At 32.8% G+C, this 16,301-nt stretch carries 18 protein-coding genes and 2 pseudogenes; 17 read left to right on the top strand and 3 right to left on the bottom strand.

Annotation, left to right across the window (positions count from 1 at the left end):
- From SST111_RS07000 to SST111_RS06965, 7 genes are all read left to right on the top strand, one after another.
- Nucleotides 1-281: hypothetical protein (locus SST111_RS07000; RefSeq protein WP_099810481.1), on the top strand; the 281-nt coding region annotated here is incomplete at its 5' end.
- 69 nt (nt 282-350) lie between these two features.
- Nucleotides 351-827 (top strand): type II toxin-antitoxin system antitoxin PezA, encoded by a 477-nt coding sequence (pezA, locus tag SST111_RS06995; protein WP_002935067.1) that lies wholly within the window; start codon nt 351-353, stop codon nt 825-827.
- Nucleotides 827-1,594: a type II toxin-antitoxin system toxin PezT gene (gene pezT, locus SST111_RS06990; RefSeq protein WP_099810480.1), complete on the top strand. Its 768-nt coding sequence runs from the start codon at nt 827-829 to the stop codon at nt 1,592-1,594. The genes pezA and pezT overlap by 1 nt, the downstream gene beginning before the upstream one ends.
- A 65-nt stretch (nt 1,595-1,659) precedes the next feature.
- The gene (locus tag SST111_RS06985) at nt 1,660-3,372 is read left to right on the top strand and encodes a hypothetical protein (RefSeq protein WP_099810479.1); all 1,713 of its coding nucleotides are present in this window, start codon (nt 1,660-1,662) and stop codon (nt 3,370-3,372) included.
- Between the two features lie 413 nt (nt 3,373-3,785).
- A complete protein-coding gene (locus SST111_RS06975) occupies nt 3,786-4,145 on the top strand; it encodes an SAG1252 family conjugative relaxosome accessory protein (protein WP_099810477.1) in 360 nt (119 codons plus the stop codon).
- Between the two features lie 9 nt (nt 4,146-4,154).
- On the top strand, nt 4,155-4,520 hold the full coding sequence (mobC, locus tag SST111_RS06970; protein ID WP_099810476.1) for a plasmid mobilization relaxosome protein MobC: 366 nt from the start codon (nt 4,155-4,157) through the stop codon (nt 4,518-4,520).
- Entirely contained in the window at nt 4,507-6,372 is a 1,866-nt protein-coding gene (locus SST111_RS06965) for an SAG1250 family conjugative relaxase (RefSeq protein ID WP_099810475.1), read from the top strand. Before mobC ends, SST111_RS06965 begins: the two co-directional genes overlap by 14 nt.
- Before the next feature lie 91 nt (nt 6,373-6,463).
- Here the strand turns inward: SST111_RS06965 and SST111_RS06960 are convergent, their stop codons facing one another.
- Nucleotides 6,464-7,834, bottom strand: a complete 1,371-nt coding sequence (locus tag SST111_RS06960) for a sensor histidine kinase (protein WP_099810474.1) — start codon at nt 7,832-7,834, stop codon at nt 6,464-6,466.
- Nucleotides 7,835-7,844: 10 nt separating this feature from the next.
- On the bottom strand, nt 7,845-8,543 hold the full coding sequence (locus SST111_RS06955) for a response regulator transcription factor (protein ID WP_044980470.1): 699 nt from the start codon (nt 8,541-8,543) through the stop codon (nt 7,845-7,847).
- Between the two features lie 202 nt (nt 8,544-8,745).
- On the opposite strand from SST111_RS06955, the gene SST111_RS06950 reads away from it, so the two are divergent.
- The 10 genes and pseudogenes from SST111_RS06950 to SST111_RS12570 all read left to right on the top strand — a co-directional run.
- Nucleotides 8,746-8,916, top strand: a complete 171-nt coding sequence (locus SST111_RS06950; RefSeq protein ID WP_044980471.1) for a lacticin 481 family lantibiotic — start codon at nt 8,746-8,748, stop codon at nt 8,914-8,916.
- Between the two features lie 62 nt (nt 8,917-8,978).
- Nucleotides 8,979-9,143, top strand: a complete 165-nt coding sequence (locus SST111_RS12205; protein WP_153598978.1) for a hypothetical protein — start codon at nt 8,979-8,981, stop codon at nt 9,141-9,143.
- 53 nt (nt 9,144-9,196) lie between these two features.
- On the top strand, nt 9,197-10,105 hold the full coding sequence (locus SST111_RS06945) for an ABC transporter ATP-binding protein (RefSeq protein WP_099810473.1): 909 nt from the start codon (nt 9,197-9,199) through the stop codon (nt 10,103-10,105).
- A 1-nt stretch (nt 10,106) separates the two neighbouring features.
- Entirely contained in the window at nt 10,107-10,862 is a 756-nt protein-coding gene (locus SST111_RS06940) for an ABC transporter permease (protein WP_099810472.1), read from the top strand.
- Complete coding sequence (locus SST111_RS06935; RefSeq protein WP_099810471.1) at nt 10,859-11,593, top strand: ABC transporter permease; 735 nt, start codon at nt 10,859-10,861, stop codon at nt 11,591-11,593. Before SST111_RS06940 ends, SST111_RS06935 begins: the two co-directional genes overlap by 4 nt.
- A gap of 515 nt (nt 11,594-12,108) precedes the next feature.
- Nucleotides 12,109-12,333, top strand: coding sequence for a helix-turn-helix domain-containing protein (locus SST111_RS06930; RefSeq protein WP_044675867.1), 225 nt, complete (start codon nt 12,109-12,111; stop codon nt 12,331-12,333).
- A 256-nt stretch (nt 12,334-12,589) separates the two neighbouring features.
- Nucleotides 12,590-12,739: an SHOCT domain-containing protein gene (locus tag SST111_RS12575; RefSeq protein ID WP_306509413.1), complete on the top strand. Its 150-nt coding sequence runs from the start codon at nt 12,590-12,592 to the stop codon at nt 12,737-12,739.
- A 53-nt stretch (nt 12,740-12,792) separates the two neighbouring features.
- On the top strand, nt 12,793-14,601 hold the full coding sequence (locus SST111_RS06925; protein ID WP_099810470.1) for a recombinase family protein: 1,809 nt from the start codon (nt 12,793-12,795) through the stop codon (nt 14,599-14,601).
- 141 nt (nt 14,602-14,742) lie between these two features.
- Nucleotides 14,743-15,024 (top strand): CD1845 family protein, encoded by a 282-nt coding sequence (locus SST111_RS06920; protein WP_099810482.1) that lies wholly within the window; start codon nt 14,743-14,745, stop codon nt 15,022-15,024.
- A 14-nt stretch (nt 15,025-15,038) separates the two neighbouring features.
- Nucleotides 15,039-15,162: pseudogene (locus SST111_RS12570) on the top strand (replication initiator protein A); the annotation flags it as partial.
- Here SST111_RS12570 and SST111_RS12680 read toward each other — a convergent pair.
- Nucleotides 15,147-15,652 (bottom strand): annotated as a pseudogene (locus SST111_RS12680) (hypothetical protein); the annotation flags it as partial. The pseudogenes SST111_RS12570 and SST111_RS12680 sit on opposite strands and share 16 nt — an antisense overlap.
- Nucleotides 15,653-16,301 lie beyond the last annotated feature (649 nt).

The following is a 16,301-nucleotide window of genomic DNA, read 5'->3' as shown; positions in this document are numbered from 1 at the left end:
TTCAAAAGAAAAAACAGAACCAGGATCAATTTAAACGACTGATTCATCGACTATCTGAGATGTCAGATACTGAACTAACCAAAGTAGAACAACTCCTAGATGTGGTCTTTGATTCAAGTTTCAAGTCTAGTGAGAGAGTGGAAATATCTAGTGACATTATCACCGATGAGGAACAAAGTCTTGATAAATCAATCCAAGAAGCGAAAAACAAACTTAACACGGAACAACTGGAGAAACGAATCGAACAGTTTAAGCAGGCGAAGAAACCTAAAAACGGATAATGCACCAAATATGGTGCGTTATCCGTTTTTTATGGTATAATGAAAGAAAATATGAGGAGGTCTTTATCTATGATCGGAGACAATATAAAATCACTACGCCGAACACACGATTTAACACAGCCAGAATTTGCGAAAATGGTCGGGATTTCACGCAATAGTCTGAGTCGCTACGAAAATGGAACCAGCACTGTTTCAACAGAGCTCATTGACCGTATTTGTCAGAAATTTAACGTTTCTTATGTCGATATTGTAGGAGAGGACAAGATGTTAACACCTGTTGAAGATTACCAACTGACTTTAAAAGTAGAAGTGATAAAAGAACGTGGAGCAGCCATATTATCACAGCTTTATAGATACCAGGATAGTCAGGATATTGCTTTTGATGATGAATCGAATCCTTGGATTTTGATGAGTGATGATTTGGCTGAATTGATCAATACAAAGATTTACCTTGTCGATACCTTCGATGAAATTGAGCGTTACAATGGCTATTTAGATGGTATTGAGCGGATGTTAGACATGGTGCATCATCGGGTGGTGGCTTAATGAGGTTGGAAGAATTTAGTGAGGCTGAGTTTCAGAAGGCTTTACAGCGAACCATTCGAACCCTAACTCGTGGAAAGACAATTCCAGATCAACCAAAAGCTATCTTACTTGGTGGACAAAGCGGGGCAGGTAAGACGACTATTCATCGTATCAAGCAAAAAGAATTTCAAGGTAATATCATTATCATCGATGGTGACAGCTACCGTTCTCAGCATCCCAACTACTTAGACCTGCAAGAAAAGTATGGCAAGGACAGCGTGGACTATACCAAGGGATTTGCAGGAAAAATGGTAGAGCATCTGGTTGACGAACTCAGTAAACGTGGTTATCATTTGTTAATTGAAGGGACTTTACGAACCACTCAAGTTCCTCGTCAGACTGCTCAATTATTATCTTCTAAAGGTTACCAAGTTTCCTTAGCTGTGATTGGTACCAAACCAGAGCTTTCTTGTCTCAGCACCTTGATTCGTTACGAAGAGCTTTATGCCATAGATCCGACTCAGGCCAGAGCAACCCCAAAAGAACACCATGATGGGCTTGTAGAGAACTTGGTTGATAACCTAAAGGAGCTTGAAAGCGATAAACTCTTTGACCAGATTCAGATTTATCAAAGAGATAGAACTTGTATCTACGATTCTGAAACTGATGAAGGCTCCGCAGCAGAAGTGCTACAAGAGTGTCTCTTTGGAAAATGGAGTAAGGTGGAGGAAGAGATGATGAAGGAGAGTAAAAGTAGCTTGAAAAAGTTATATGAAATCAGAGGTTAGAATCCCTTTAGGATTTATGCCCTTAAAATAACGTTTATAGCCTTAAACTATGGAGGTAGGTGTCAATGAAAAATCAATCATATTTTCAACCAGATTTAAATTTATTATATAAAGAGCTGAATAATTGTAGTGATATTCTTGATGAACAGCACGAACTATATAAACTCTTAGTCACATATTTTGCTGCCTCTGTGACTGAGAATGCTGCAATTTCACTTCCGGATAATTTTAGAAAATTCAAGAGAGATTCTTTACAGAGTAGAGGATTGCAACTTATTGGTCAAATTTTAGATGAATTACACTTTTTAGATTTAGACATACCTTCAACTTTTACATTGACAAATTCAGGGATTAAGCAAATTGTTAGATATATTAAGGTAGAATTAGATAGAAAAATTCAGAGGGAACTGGAGTTATATAAGAAGGAAAGTCTATTGTTGAAATTGACGTTATTTGCTAGTGTATTAAGTAAAATTACGTTATATTTAGATACTGATTACAAAGTAACTGTACCTGATGCAATAGACAGACTGATAGTTGAATTTAATTCTATAAAATCATTTATCTTCTTTGATCCTAGGGTATTTTTAGGTGAATTAAAATCTACACTAGAGCATATAATTAATCAAGTTCTTTTAACAGATGAGTATAAATATCATCAAAATTCAAGTAAAGAAGAGCTCAATTATGTTGCTTTATGTAATCTATTTGAACTATTTTTTGCTAAAATTCTTCTAGATTCGTACCTTGATTTATTACCTTTTGTTAATAAGAATGAGCGCGATGAGATTTCATTTTCAAAGGAAAAAGGTATTTCCTTACCAAATAGAATTCTTGAAAACTTTACAAAATACATTATCGATACACGAGATGAAGAACTGATAATCGGTGATAAAAAAATTGAAGTGATAATGAAATATTTACAGCAAGTAAAAAAAATATCACCAAATAGTCTAAATGATTATCTTTCTCAGCCAGATGATAAAAGAGCTTTAAAACTTGAAAATAATTATTTAAGTATCTGTGAAAAAAATCTCATCATTTACGATTTTTCTTTGAACCAATCACTTTCAAATGATGATTCTAAGCTAGTAATTGATAATTTAACCCTAAATAATCAGAGTTTCTATGAGAGTACGCCTATCAACAGTGTCATTGGGGAACCTAATATGAGAATGTTTAGAGCACCGATACTGGAGTTTTCAGAAGTAGATATTCTTCCTACATTTTCATTGTTAGAGTCCGCTAAATACTTTCCTTATCGAATATTGAAAAGTGATATTCTTAATAAGAAGAATGGACGGGAGTGGGCAACACTTATACGAGAAAATTTTGATGAAAGGTTATTACCAGAACTAAGAGAAATTGCAAAAGTCTACGACAGAGATTGTAAAACTAATTATTATCTTAATCAGTCAAAAATTAGTGAAATCAAGATGTTAGTAAAAAATAATTCCTTGATTGAGGAATTGGATTTAGTCTTTGTTTATAATGATACTTTATATATTTATGATTTAAAAAATTTTGGACTTGCTAGGAACACAAAGCAATGTAAAAGTGTTGTTAATTCACACATATATAAAGAGTTTGCAAAATTAAATAAATTAAAATCAAACATGTTATCAAACAAGCCACTGTTTGAAAGAGAGTTTGGTCAATTTAAAACTATAGAAATTGGTGTTGTCACAGTGAATACTACACCTTATAAATATTTTAAAAGTGGTAGAGTATATTCTATTCCAGAGCTTAGAGATAAGCCAAATCTGCTTATAGAATAAATAACTACAGGTGATATGGTAATTTATTGAAAAGTAAGAAAATCTCTTTTGAAATATTAGATGATTTATAAAAAAAATATTTAGTCACTTTTCCGAGAGCTATCCAGCTCTCTTTTTCTTACCCTCATTTTTCATTTTGTGATACCTTTTCCAAATCACCTCTATTATCCTAATACCATTCCTAAGAAAATCAATCTTTGATGTTTCGCTGGGGGTTTGGGGGCGGAGCCACCAAGTTATCTTATCGTTGGCTGTCAAAACTGGAAGGTTTTCGTCAGCTAGCGATATGATTTTTGGGATATTGTGTCCACAATATCTGAGCTCGCAAAGACCGAACAAGGACTTTAAGAAATTTCCCGTATGACACACGGGGTCGGGGTTTACCCGAGAAAGGATGAAAGTGAGGGAAATAGATGTCTGAACAGTACCGTGACATTCGAAAAGAGGTAAATCTAACCGCAGATGAGCTAAAACAGATTGAAAAAATGATGGATGTTGATAATTATCGTCACTTTTCACCATTCGTCAGGGATAAAATTTTGATGACTGATGACAAACAGTTAGCTGCCAAAGAATGGTTTTCCCTTTGGCAGTCTCAAAAGTTGGAACAAATTAGTCGAGATGTGCATGAAGTTCTAGTTGTCGCAAGAGAAAATCACCAAGTGACTCAAGAGCACGTTTCAATCTTATTGACCTGCGTTCAAGAATTGATTGCGGAAGTCAATCAAGTACAGCCACTTAGTCGTGAGTTTCGTGAAAAATACATGAGATAGGAGGCTACTATGGTCTATCGTTATCGTACCAATCTCAAAAAAGTATTTCTAACAGATTCAGAATTACATCAATTGAATGAACGAATTGCTAAGAGTCACTGTCAAAATTTCTCGGTCTATGCCAGAAAAGTGTTGATTAATCCCAATATGTCTTTTGTCACAATTAACACTGAAACTTATGACCAGTTAGTTTTTGAATTGAGACGGATTGGAAATAACATCAATCAAATTGCGCGTGCTATCAACCAAAGCCATCTAATTTCTCAGGCACAGTTACAAGAATTGAGTAAGGGAGTTGGTGAATTAATTACTGGAGTGGAGAAAGAATTTCAAGTGGAAGTGAAAAGACTGAGGGAGTTTCATGGTAGTCACTAAACACTTTGCAACGCACGGAAAAAAATACCGTAGGCGTCTGATTAAGTATATCCTGAATCCCGATAAAACGGACAATTTGAAATTGGTATCTGATTTTGGCATGAGCAATTACTTAGACTTTCCTAGCTATGAAGAAATGGTAGAAATGTACAATGTCAACTTTACCAATAACGACAAGTTGTACGAATCTAGAAATGACCGACAAGAAAAACACCAGCAAAATATTCATGCTCATCACCTTATCCAATCATTTTCTCCTGAGGATAATTTAACACCAGAAGAAATCAATCGAATTGGTTACGAGACTATGATGGAATTGACAGGAGGTCGCTTTAAGTTTATCGTAGCAACTCATACAGACAAAGATCATGTTCATAATCACATCCTAATCAACGCCATTGATCGTAATTCAGATAAAAAGTTGATATGGAATTATGCCTTGGAACGAAACCTTCGTATGATTTCAGACCGTATTTCTAAAATGGCGGGGGCAAAAATTATCGAGAAGCGTTTCTCCTACCGTGACTATCAAAAATATAGGAAGATTAGTCATAAATTTGAATTGAAACAGCGCCTTTATTTTTTGATGCAGCAGTCCAGGTCCTCTAAGGATTTTTTGGAAAAAGCAGAGCAGTTACATGTTCATATTGATTTTAGTCAGAAGCATAGTCGATTCATGATGACAGATAGAGCTATGACAAAGCCAATTCGAGGACGCCAACTCAGTAAACGAGAGCTATATGATGAAGACTTTTTCCGTACACATTTTGCCAAGATAGAAATTGAAAGTCGATTAGAATTTTTGTTGAACCGTGTTAATTCTTTGGAAGAGTTACTGACAAAAGCGAAAGAATTGAATCTAACCATTGACTTAAAACAAAAGAATGTAACCTTCATACTTGAAAAAAATGGAAAGCAGATAAGTCTGAATCATAAAAAAATAAGTGACAAGAAATTATATGATGTCAATTTTTTTCAAGATTACTTTAAAAATAAGGAAGTCGGTGATTCAGAAGGATTAGAGAATTTACAGGAGCAGTACCATACTTTTCAAGAAGAACGAGATAAGGATAAGGTATCCACTGAAGAGATTGAGGAAGCCTTTGAAACATTTAAGGAAAAACGAGATGCCGTTCACGAATTTGAAGTGGAACTTGCAGAACATCAAATTAAGAAGTTAGTTGATGAGGGCGTTTATATCAAGGTGTCTTTTGGTATAAAGCAGAGCGGTCTTATTTTTATTCCCAACTATCAATTAGATATTCTTGAAGAAGAGAATCAGACAAAATATAAAGTCTATATCCGTGAGACAACCTCATACTTTGTCTATAACAAAGAGCATTCGGATAAGGATCAGTATATAAAAGGACGAACCTTGATTAGACAGCTAACCAACGATAGTCGAGTAATACCATACAGAAGATCGACTGTTGAGCGACTTCAAGAAAAGATTTCTGATATTAACCTCTTGATTGAGTTAACAGAGACAGACAAAAAATACCAGGACGTTAAAGACGAACTGGTTGTAGAAATAGCAGAGCTAGACGTCAAACTGACTCAAACAAATGAAAAAATCACCACCTTAAACAAGATGGCAGAAGTGCTTATCAATCTAAAGAGTGATGATCCGAATAGTCGAAAATTAGCAAGGTATGACTTTTCAAAACTGAATTTAACAGAATCAACTTCATTAGAACATGTGAGTGAAGAAATATGGAGATTACAAGAGAAATTAGATCGTTATCTTGATGAGTATGAATCATTAGTTAGAAGATTGGAAACATTTGCGAAAATTTTTAATAACAACAAGAATATGTACCAAAAATTTCAAGAAAATGTCTCTGTTGAATAAACAATTTTGTTAATCAATCAGTGAGATATTCTGTGACGTTTGCAATTATTGTCGAATATAAAAAAGAATGGTACTTTATCTGCTATGGCTACTAATAATTATCATGTTCTAGAGGTAAATTAATAATAACTTTAAAGAATTGATTCTCTTTACTTTCCACTTTAAAAGTTCCCTCATGAACTTCAATAATTTGTTTTGAGATTTTTAATCCCATACCGTGTCGTCTAATTCCTGAGATGTCAAATTCTTCAATGATTTTATTATTATCATAAATTGATAATAGTTTATCATTTGCTATGCCGATGCCATCATCCTCAATTGTAATTATTAAAAATTCTTTATCTCTGTGTAGACTAATATTCACATTACAGCCCTCAGGATTATGGAGAATAGAGTTATAGATAATATTATGAACTACACGTGAAATTAAGTTTTTTTCAATTGAGATTTTACTATTTTGAAGTTCATCATCAAATTCAAATGAAAAATTTATATTTTCCCAAACTTCTTGATTTATTATTTGTATAATGATCTCCTTGAAGAATGGAATTATTTTGACTGATTCTAATTTCAGAGTGAACGGGCTATTAGTTAATCTGGCAAAAATATTTAAGTCATTTACAGTATTTTGAATATAATAACTCTCATTAAGTATGGAACGTAAACGTCTTAATTGATTTTTATCCACTGTATCAGATCTAATAAGAGAAGCATTTGAAGTAATGACGGAAAGAGGGGTTTTTATATCATGTGCGATACCAGAAATCCAATTTTCTTTAAAAAGTTCACCTTCTTTTAGTTTTTTATCAGCAATATTTATAGCTTCCGTTAATTGTTTTAGCTCATCTTGAGTTGAAACAGAACCACTAAGCCCTTCTGGTAATTTTTTAATCGCTAAAACTAAAGGAGTAATCTTACGTTGGACTAATCTAGTACTGTAGGTATAAATAATTAATAGATACAGACAATTTATTCCAAGTAGAAAAAAAGCTAAAATAAATAAGCTATGAAAGTCGGATTTTTCATAATAATCGAAAGGAAATCTAAAAACTCTATCTTTTGAAAATCCAAAAACAAGGATCTTATTATTAACAATTTGTACGAATACGGGGTAATCATTTAAATAATAACGTGTAAACTTAGCGACGTCAGCTAGGTTATATTGTGTCGGGACTTCACTTGGCTTTTTATATTCATAGATTTCCTCGCCACTATCAGAGTCTAAAATCATAATCCATACCTCTTTAGAATTAGCTAATTTTTTCCCAAAGTTAGATAATTTGGCAGAATTAGAACTGATATCAAGTTGTTTGACTAGATTATTCACTGTGTCCATCACATTAGTTTGATTTGCTTGACTAAAAACAAAAAATCCTAGAATAAAAACGTTTATTATGGACATGACTATGATTGAAACAATAAAACGTCTAATAAATTGTGTTATTACACGTAGTTTAAACATGTACAAGCTCCTATACCATTAGTTTATAGCCGAGTCCTTTAACAGTAATTAAGTATTGTGGCTTTGAAGGGTTAAGTTCGATTTTTTCTCTGATATTTCTGATATGGACCATTAAAGACTTTTCATATCCAAAACTATCAATGCCCCATACGGTATCACAAATCGCCTCTGTAGATACAATATAGTTTTTATTATCATATAATTTCCGAACGATTTGAATTTCTATTGGGGTTAAAGAAAGTTTTTCATTATTTTTTTCAACAATAGCATTTCCTAAATTAATAATGCAATTCTCTAATTTAATAATGTTACTGTCTTCTTTGTACGACCGACGGAGAAGCGAAATTATGCGATAAATGAGAATTTTAGGAAGGAAAGGCTTAGTCACGAAATCATCTCCTCCAGATTGTAACCCTTGAATTTCATCTTCAGGTTCATTTTTTGCTGTTAGAAAAAGAATTGGAATATCAGAATTTTTTCTTACGTATTTTGATAGTAAATATCCTTTCCCATCTGGAAGCATGACATCTAATATAATCAAATCAATAGAATTATTAATAAAAGACTCTATTCCTTCACTGATGCTGTATGCACTATATATTTTTTTGAAACCAGAAACTGATAGTATCTCCCTTATTGAATTGTTTAACGCAATATCATCATCAACAACCAATATTTTTCTAGTTAAAAAAGGCGTTTCTATATCCATAAGCTCTCCTAGTAAAATAATTTGAATTTTCCATATCTATATTTATAGTATATCAAAAATTTTAAGTAAAAAGTAAGTCTACTAAAATCTTTAGGATTTCTTAAGGTGAATTTTAATATTTCTTTATCTTGTACTTATAAAATGTAACTGTAGCAAGATAAAGATGCTTGATATTGATTTACTTTAAACGAGGAGAATAGCTATGGAATCAACAAATAATCAAAGTATCGCAGAAATCGCAGCAGTAAATGCACTACAAGAAGTAAGTATGGCGGAACTCGACCAAATTATTGGTGCTGGAAACGGAGTAGTACTTACTCTTACTCACGAATGTAACCTAGCAACTTGGACTAAAATACTAAAATGTTGTTAATCATTTAAATAGAAATTTTTTACTTAAGCATTCAAGTATTATTATCTGCTACATATTAAGTTGTGTTAATTAACTTAATTGTAAGTCACCACTTGGATATTGTGAACTATGTTGGTAGTGTTATCTTTATAAATGATGAAACAGGTGAGGTCATTAAATCCACTCACGAGGATTTAAAAAAGAATAACTTGGACTACAAGAAATTTATTTGTAATAAAAGTGTCTAGTACTTTAGTGTTGGCATTAACAAAAATTTAAAACGAAAGGAATGGATTATACAATGACAGAAGTAATAAAACTAAAAAAATTGAAGAAAAATTTTAAAGGAGTAGCATCAGTTGATTTAGAAAGACTTACAGTTAGAAAAGGGGAAATTTATGGTTTCCTTGGTCCTAATGGTGCAGGAAAAACTACGACAATGAAGATGATTCTATCATTAATTGAACCTACTTCTGGTTCAATTGAAGTAATGAACGCTCCAATTAACAAATCAAACGATTACCTAAAATATATAGGGTCAATGATTGAAGAACCTTCATACTATCCAAATTTAACAGGTTATGAAAATCTATTAGTTTTTCAAAAAATGTTAGGTTTTAAAGAAGAGAATATTTTAAAAACACTTGAACTTGTGGGATTATCAGAAGAAAAAAATAGAAAAAAATTAGTAAAAGCCTACTCTTTGGGTATGAAACAGCGTTTAGCCCTAGCATTTGCTTTAGTAAAAGAACCTCAGATATTATTATTGGATGAACCAACAAATGGATTAGATCCCTCTGGTATTCATGAGATACGTGAATTGATTATTCGTTTGGCTAAAGAGGCAGGACTAACAATTTTCATTTCTAGTCATATTCTATCTGAAATTGAGCAGATTGCTGATAGAGTTGGAATTATAAATCATGGGAGATTAGTATACGAGGGAGAAATTGAAAAAATAAATGCTAATAATTGGGTAGAGATTGAAGGAAAATTTGACATTGAAAAATTAAAAAATCTTTTTGGTGATAGTTTTAGTAATAGAAAAGTAGAATATACTGCAAAACTTATTAAAATCTGGAATGCTAATAACGAGCAAATCGCTAATATAGTCCGTTTCTTGGTTGAACTAGACTTTCCAATTTTTCGTGTAGAACATAGAAAAGAAAATCTCGAAGATATATTTTTAGAATTAACTAAGGAGTTATAAAATGGTTAATGCTTTACAAATAGAATTATTGAAAAGTCGTAGGACAAAATCGTTTATTATTACAATATTCCTCATGTTAATTGGATTCTTGTGGAATACAGTTAGTACTGGTAGTGAAATTAATTCAGTAAGTTATGACGGAGTTAGTGTGCTATTTAATAATCAAACAATGAATAGCTTTTTTCTTCCCATAGCAATTAGTATTTTCAATAGCCGTATAGTTTCTAATGAACTTGAAGGACAGACATTTAAGCTACAGGAATCAAACGGAACTACATTAACTCAAATTTTTTACAGTAAATTAATTTTATCAACTGTTTTCTTTTTGATATTGGCTATTTTAGAAACAGTTGCAACGAATGTATTTGCAATGGTTAACGGAGTAAGTGTCCCTCTAACAATCACTATTCTTCAAATTTTAGGACAACTATTGTCAAGTTTCAGTCTCATTTGCCTTTATTTAACTTTCGCAATGTTTACTGATAAACAAGGCTTATTGTTATCATCAGGTTTTATAGGTGGCTTTATAGGTTTAATATTAGCATCCAAATCTACAATATTGTGGACATTCGCTATACCGTGGGTTGGCTGTTCTTATTTGTCTCCTTACAAATTTACTCTAATAAATAATTCAAGCTATCTTTATAAATTTGACCAATCAATATACTTTAGACTTTTAATATATCTAATTTATTGTTTACTGTTATATCTTCTTGTAAGAGGTATATTTTTGAAGAAAGAGAGACAAAGAAAATGAGGCATTATATTTCAGCTGAATGGAAAAAGCTGAATAAAATTCAGCTTTTAATAATTGGTGTTGTTTTTGTAGCATTATCAAGTTTTATTGGCTTAGGTACCTATTTTGCTAATCAATCAGTTTTAATTGATGGTACACAGGATAAAGTGATGTGGGGACAATTAACTTTCTATTATACTCAAATTCTTTATCCTCCAATGCTCGCAATTTTTATAGCAATATCTTTAATTCAAGAGTTTGAAAGAAAAAATTTGGAAATGTTATGTTCAAATGCAGTATCTATCAAAAAGTTACTGATAAGCAAGCTATTTACCGTTACTGCATTAGTCATTCCAATTCAATTCCTCGTACTAATTGTTTATATTGTAGCTTTAAAAGTAGCTAATGTTGAACTCTCTTCTTTTGTCCTATTAACTTTAAAATGGACACTTTTATCTATTTTGAGCTCTTTATCAATTTTATGCATACAAGCGTTTGCCTATGCTAAAATTAGAAGTTTTGGTCAATCAATTGGCATTTCAGCTTTAGGCGCTATGGGCGGGTTCGTCTTATTGTTTTTGAATGAAAACTTAGATAAATTTTACCCATATTCTCAACCTATGATAGCATTGAGAAGTAGAGCTTTAGAAGATTTTTCACTATTAGAACTTACTATTTTTATCTTTGTTAATCTTCTGTTTAGTGTGATTTTTTACAGATTAACATGTTATGAACTAGAAAAAAGAGGATGATGTAATTATGTAACTGCCTTAAATTAGACCAATTAATTGATAAATAAAATTTAGTATCTAATTGTTGTTATCTAACAATATACATGTTGCTCGCATGATAGTTAATGCTAGTCGAAAGAGCATTCCTTGTGCGATAACGTTTTAACCGATATAAGCTTTACTAATTCTCAGTCTTACTATCAGTATAAATAAGAATTGTTTCAGTTTTCTCGCTGTATCAATTACAATAAGGCGTTTTCTACTTCGTGAGTTTATTATTTTCTATTACTTTGCTAAATCGGTTTACGTTTTTTCAATTGCGGTCTAGATATTATTGTTTTGTCATTTAGATTGCCTCTAGTTTTTTGTAGTGTAATCAAGTAGTTATAGGATGTTATGAATATATGTTCTAAAATGAATCAATATTTTATAGTCATTAGTTCGCAATAAATAATTTAAAGTGATGTTGTCATATTATGACAATTTTCGAGATTTTTTCTCAAAGTGACATATACTTTTTCTTAGGAGAAAGCTAGATGTACCAACGTATAAGAGATTTGAGAGAGGATCATGATTTCACTCAAAAATTTGTTGCAAATTTACTTTCCTTTTCTCATACTAACTATGCAAAAATTGAGAGAGGAGAGGTCGCCTTAACGGCAGATGTTATTGTGCAGCTTTCTAAACTCTATAACGTTAGTACGGATTACCTATTAGGATTAACAGATTGTCCGGATAGGATTAAACTTAAAATAAAATAGTCTCTCCTTGATTTGTTCATTGACAATTGAATAATTCTAGGTGGGACTATATTTATTTGTTGAGCAATAGAATGTAATGCGCCAGGAAATGAGCGAAAATCATTTATTCAAAAATAGGATGGTAACCTATCTGCCATGACACAAATAATGATAATGATACTTCTGACCGTTCAGGCTGCCACCGTAAAAGGACAGCGGGTGAAATTCCCATGATTGATTTAACCAGTCATACCCACAGAGAATAACTTAGAGTAACATGTTAACAGGAGGGAAAGTTTTGGAACAATCAGTAGTAAAATATAGTATGCAACTTTCAATGCTCAACTTTTTATATTCTAGAAATATGGTGACCAAAAAGGAATATGAAAAAATTAAAAATAGACTGCGTATTAAGTACACAAAATAGCTGACCTTTTGATCTGAACGCGGTAATATAGAATCAAAAGGAGGAATTTCAGTATGAAAAATAATAATGTTGAAATAATAAAAGCTGATTCGTTAGTTCGTCGAAGAGGCCACAATTCTGAAAGAGACTCAAAAAGGGTTGCTGCTTATTGCCGAGTTAGTTCTGATAGCGAAGATCAGAAGAATAGCTATGAATCTCAGGTGAGACATTATAAAGATTATATCTCTCAGCGGTCGGATTGGGAACTGGCAGGTATCTATGCAGATGAGGGGATTTCAGGAACACAAGTAGGAAAGAGACAGGATTTTCAACGCTTAATCAATGATTGTGTAAATGGAGAAATTGATTATATTGTAACAAAAGCAATTGCTAGATTTGCAAGAAACACCTTAGATACTTTGAAGTATGTCAGAATGTTAAAGGATATGCAAATTGGAGTTTATTTTGAGGAAGAGAACATTGATACCCTTACTATGGATGGAGAATTACTTCTAACCATTCTTAGCTCTGTTGCACAGCAAGAAGTAGAAAATACATCTGCACATGTGAAAAAGGGATTAAAAATGAAGATGCAACGTGGTGAATTGATAGGGTTTCAAGGATGCTTGGGGTATGACTATGATGTAGAAACCAAGCAACTTTCAATCAATAAAAAAGAAGCCAAAATAGTTCGTTATATCTTTGAAAGGTACTTAGAAGGTATTGGAGGAAAAGTAATTGCAAGGGAACTTGATGAACTAGGTTACAAATCGCCGAGAGGATTAGATCATTGGAATGATACAACAGTCTTAGGAATCATAAAGAATGAAAAATATAAAGGCGATATTCTAATGGGCAAAACTTTTACAGTGGATCCAATAAGCAAGAGACGTTTAAGTAATTTTGGTGAAGAAGATAAGTACTACATCAAAGATAATCATGAACCTATAATATCTAAAGAAGACTTTGAGAAAGCTCAGGAGATTAGGTTGCGTAGGGCAGGAAATAAAAAGACAGTTGCGAATGTAAATGGAAAACGTGAACGCTATTCAAAAATGTATGCTTTTAGTAGCATGTTAGAATGTGGTTTTTGTGGTTCAATATTATCTAGAAGAAGTTGGCACTGCCGTTCAGATTATCGCAAGGTTGTGTGGCACTGCGTTACTTCGATAAAAAAAGGGAAAAAATATTGTAAACATAGTAAAGGATTAGAAGAACTAGCTATTGAGGGAGCTTTCATGGAAGCTTACAGACAACTCTATCATTCAAATGAAAATTTAATGACAGACTTACTTGAAACGATTGAATCTGAATTGAATGACAATAGCCTTAACAAGGAACTAAAAAGAATTACAAACAAACTTCGAACATTACTCAAAAAAGAGGAAAATCTTGTAAATCTAAGGCTCGAAGGGAAAATTAGCGATACCATATACAATGAAAAGTACAATGAAATTTCCTCAGAAAAAGAGTTTCTAGCAGAAGAGAAGGTAAATATTGAAACAACCTTAAAATCAGAAATCGATGTAAAGAAAAGACTAACTGAGTTTAAGCACTTGCTATCTTCGCAGAAAATGCTTACGGAGTTTGATCGTGCAGTTTTTGAAAGTATTGTTGAGAAAATTATTGTAGGTGGAGTTAATAGCGACGGAGAAATTGATCCTGCAATGTTAACTATAATATTCAAAACAGGTGAAACTCAAAACAAGGATGGCAAACAATTCAAAAGTAAACGTAAAAATGCTAAACTAGAACCAGATAAATTGTGTCCTCAAAACAGTGACGAGGATAAAAAATTGTATTCTCAAGGAACAGACAACACATGTGGAGTGCATAGCGTTGATACAAAGAGTGAAATCGTGAAAATCCTGCATTTTAAGTAGTTTTACAAGCATTATGTCTTTAATGAAGATGGAGATGGAGGAAGAAAAAAAGTCCTAAAAAATTATATTGATGTTTATGTTTGCATTGATATGGTGTGTGGAGATACAAAGTATGAATTGGGAAGTGAGGAATAAGAAATGATGAGATGGGTAATAAAAATAATCTTGTTTCCAATCAGCTTGCTGTTAAGTATCCTCACAGCATTTCTGACATTCCTGCTCGGCATAGGAACAACTATTCTGTATTTCTTAATGCTAATGTGTATTGTTGCAGCAATAGGATCATTTATACAAAAAGATATATCACTTGGCATTGAGGCATTGGTATTAGGATTTTTGTTAAGTCCTTATGGAATACCGATGGTTGGAGCAGCAGTTATAGCATTCTTTAAAGGAATCAATGAAGCAATAAAATCAATCTAAAAAATTTCATAAAAATGGTTACCAAAGGCGATAGAGAAAAAACTATCGTCTTTTTCTTTGCAAATTTTTAAGGAGGGAGGTGAAGCGATGGACTTTGACTATTTCTATAACAGAGAAGCGGAAAGATTTACAAGCCTGTTTCTTCTTTCCTGATCATTAAATATCCAGTTCTTAAATTCTTCCTTTATAAGCTCCTGTTTCTGTCCTACAAGAAGCGTTTCCTTTTTATTTAGTACAGAAGCTTTGGAGCCGTCCGGATTTACAATCTGGTCGAATACCTTTCTCCCCTTAATTCTTCGATCAAAGTCGGTCTGTCTTTTCCTGTAAGACTTCCCATATAGTCAAAGTCCACATATCCTTTTTCAGACATAGATAACACAAGAGCTTCAAGGGAAGTATCCACATGGTCGATTGTCTTTGCCTTTGTGATGGTTCTTTTTGAAAAAATATCTCCCTTAGCCTTAAAGTTTTCTTCTTCATCAAGGATTTCTATGGAAGATACAAGCGGGAAGTTACTATCTTCTTTTAATGCTCTGGTATTAGAAAGGTTATTGACATGCCCATGCTTTTTAGAAAAACTGTCATAGACTTCATTTAACTTATCCTGAGCTTTCCCTACTTCATCATCGGAAAAATCCTCCTGTTCATCCATCTGCTTTGCAAGTTCTGTATCTTTAAGCTCTCTAAAGGTCTTTGGAAAATCTTCTAAAATAAGCCTTTGAGCATTTAATTCTTTCAATTCTTCAAGATTGAAATATCCCCATTCAGGCTCAAATCCTAACACAAGTCCAAAGGCATCACCGCTTTCCCTATCATATTCCGTCATATACCAAGTCCAGTTAGAACGGAAAGGAATAATATATGCTGCATGAACCTCTTTATCCGCTAAAGCTACATCTTCCTGTGCGTAAAGTTCAGGTACTCTTTCAAGCATTTCATCAGTCATTAAGTTTTCAGGATTATCTTTAGAATAATATTGCGGTGCTTTTGCTTCTTCTATCTCTGACTTACTTTCTATTTTCTTTTCTTCAAGATAAAGATTTTTAGAAAGCAGCTCGTCAATATGCTTTGCCACACTTGACCAAGTAAGAAAAACATTGTCTTTGCAACGGGAACGCCTGTATCAAACTCCATGACTGAGCTTTACACTATGCAGCGTTATCTTCAGTATGAAAGCCTTAAAAAGAATAATTTGGAGCATTTTGATAGCTGGGCTTCTACCTTTGGGGAAACGCAGTCTGCTTTTGAGCTTTCTCCGGAGGGAACAGGATACAGAG

The sequence above is a fragment of the Streptococcus suis YS161 genome (assembly GCF_002760245.1).
Taxonomy (GTDB): Bacteria; Bacillota; Bacilli; order Lactobacillales; family Streptococcaceae; genus Streptococcus; species Streptococcus suis_I.
This window is presented reverse-complemented; position numbering and strand designations above follow the sequence as displayed.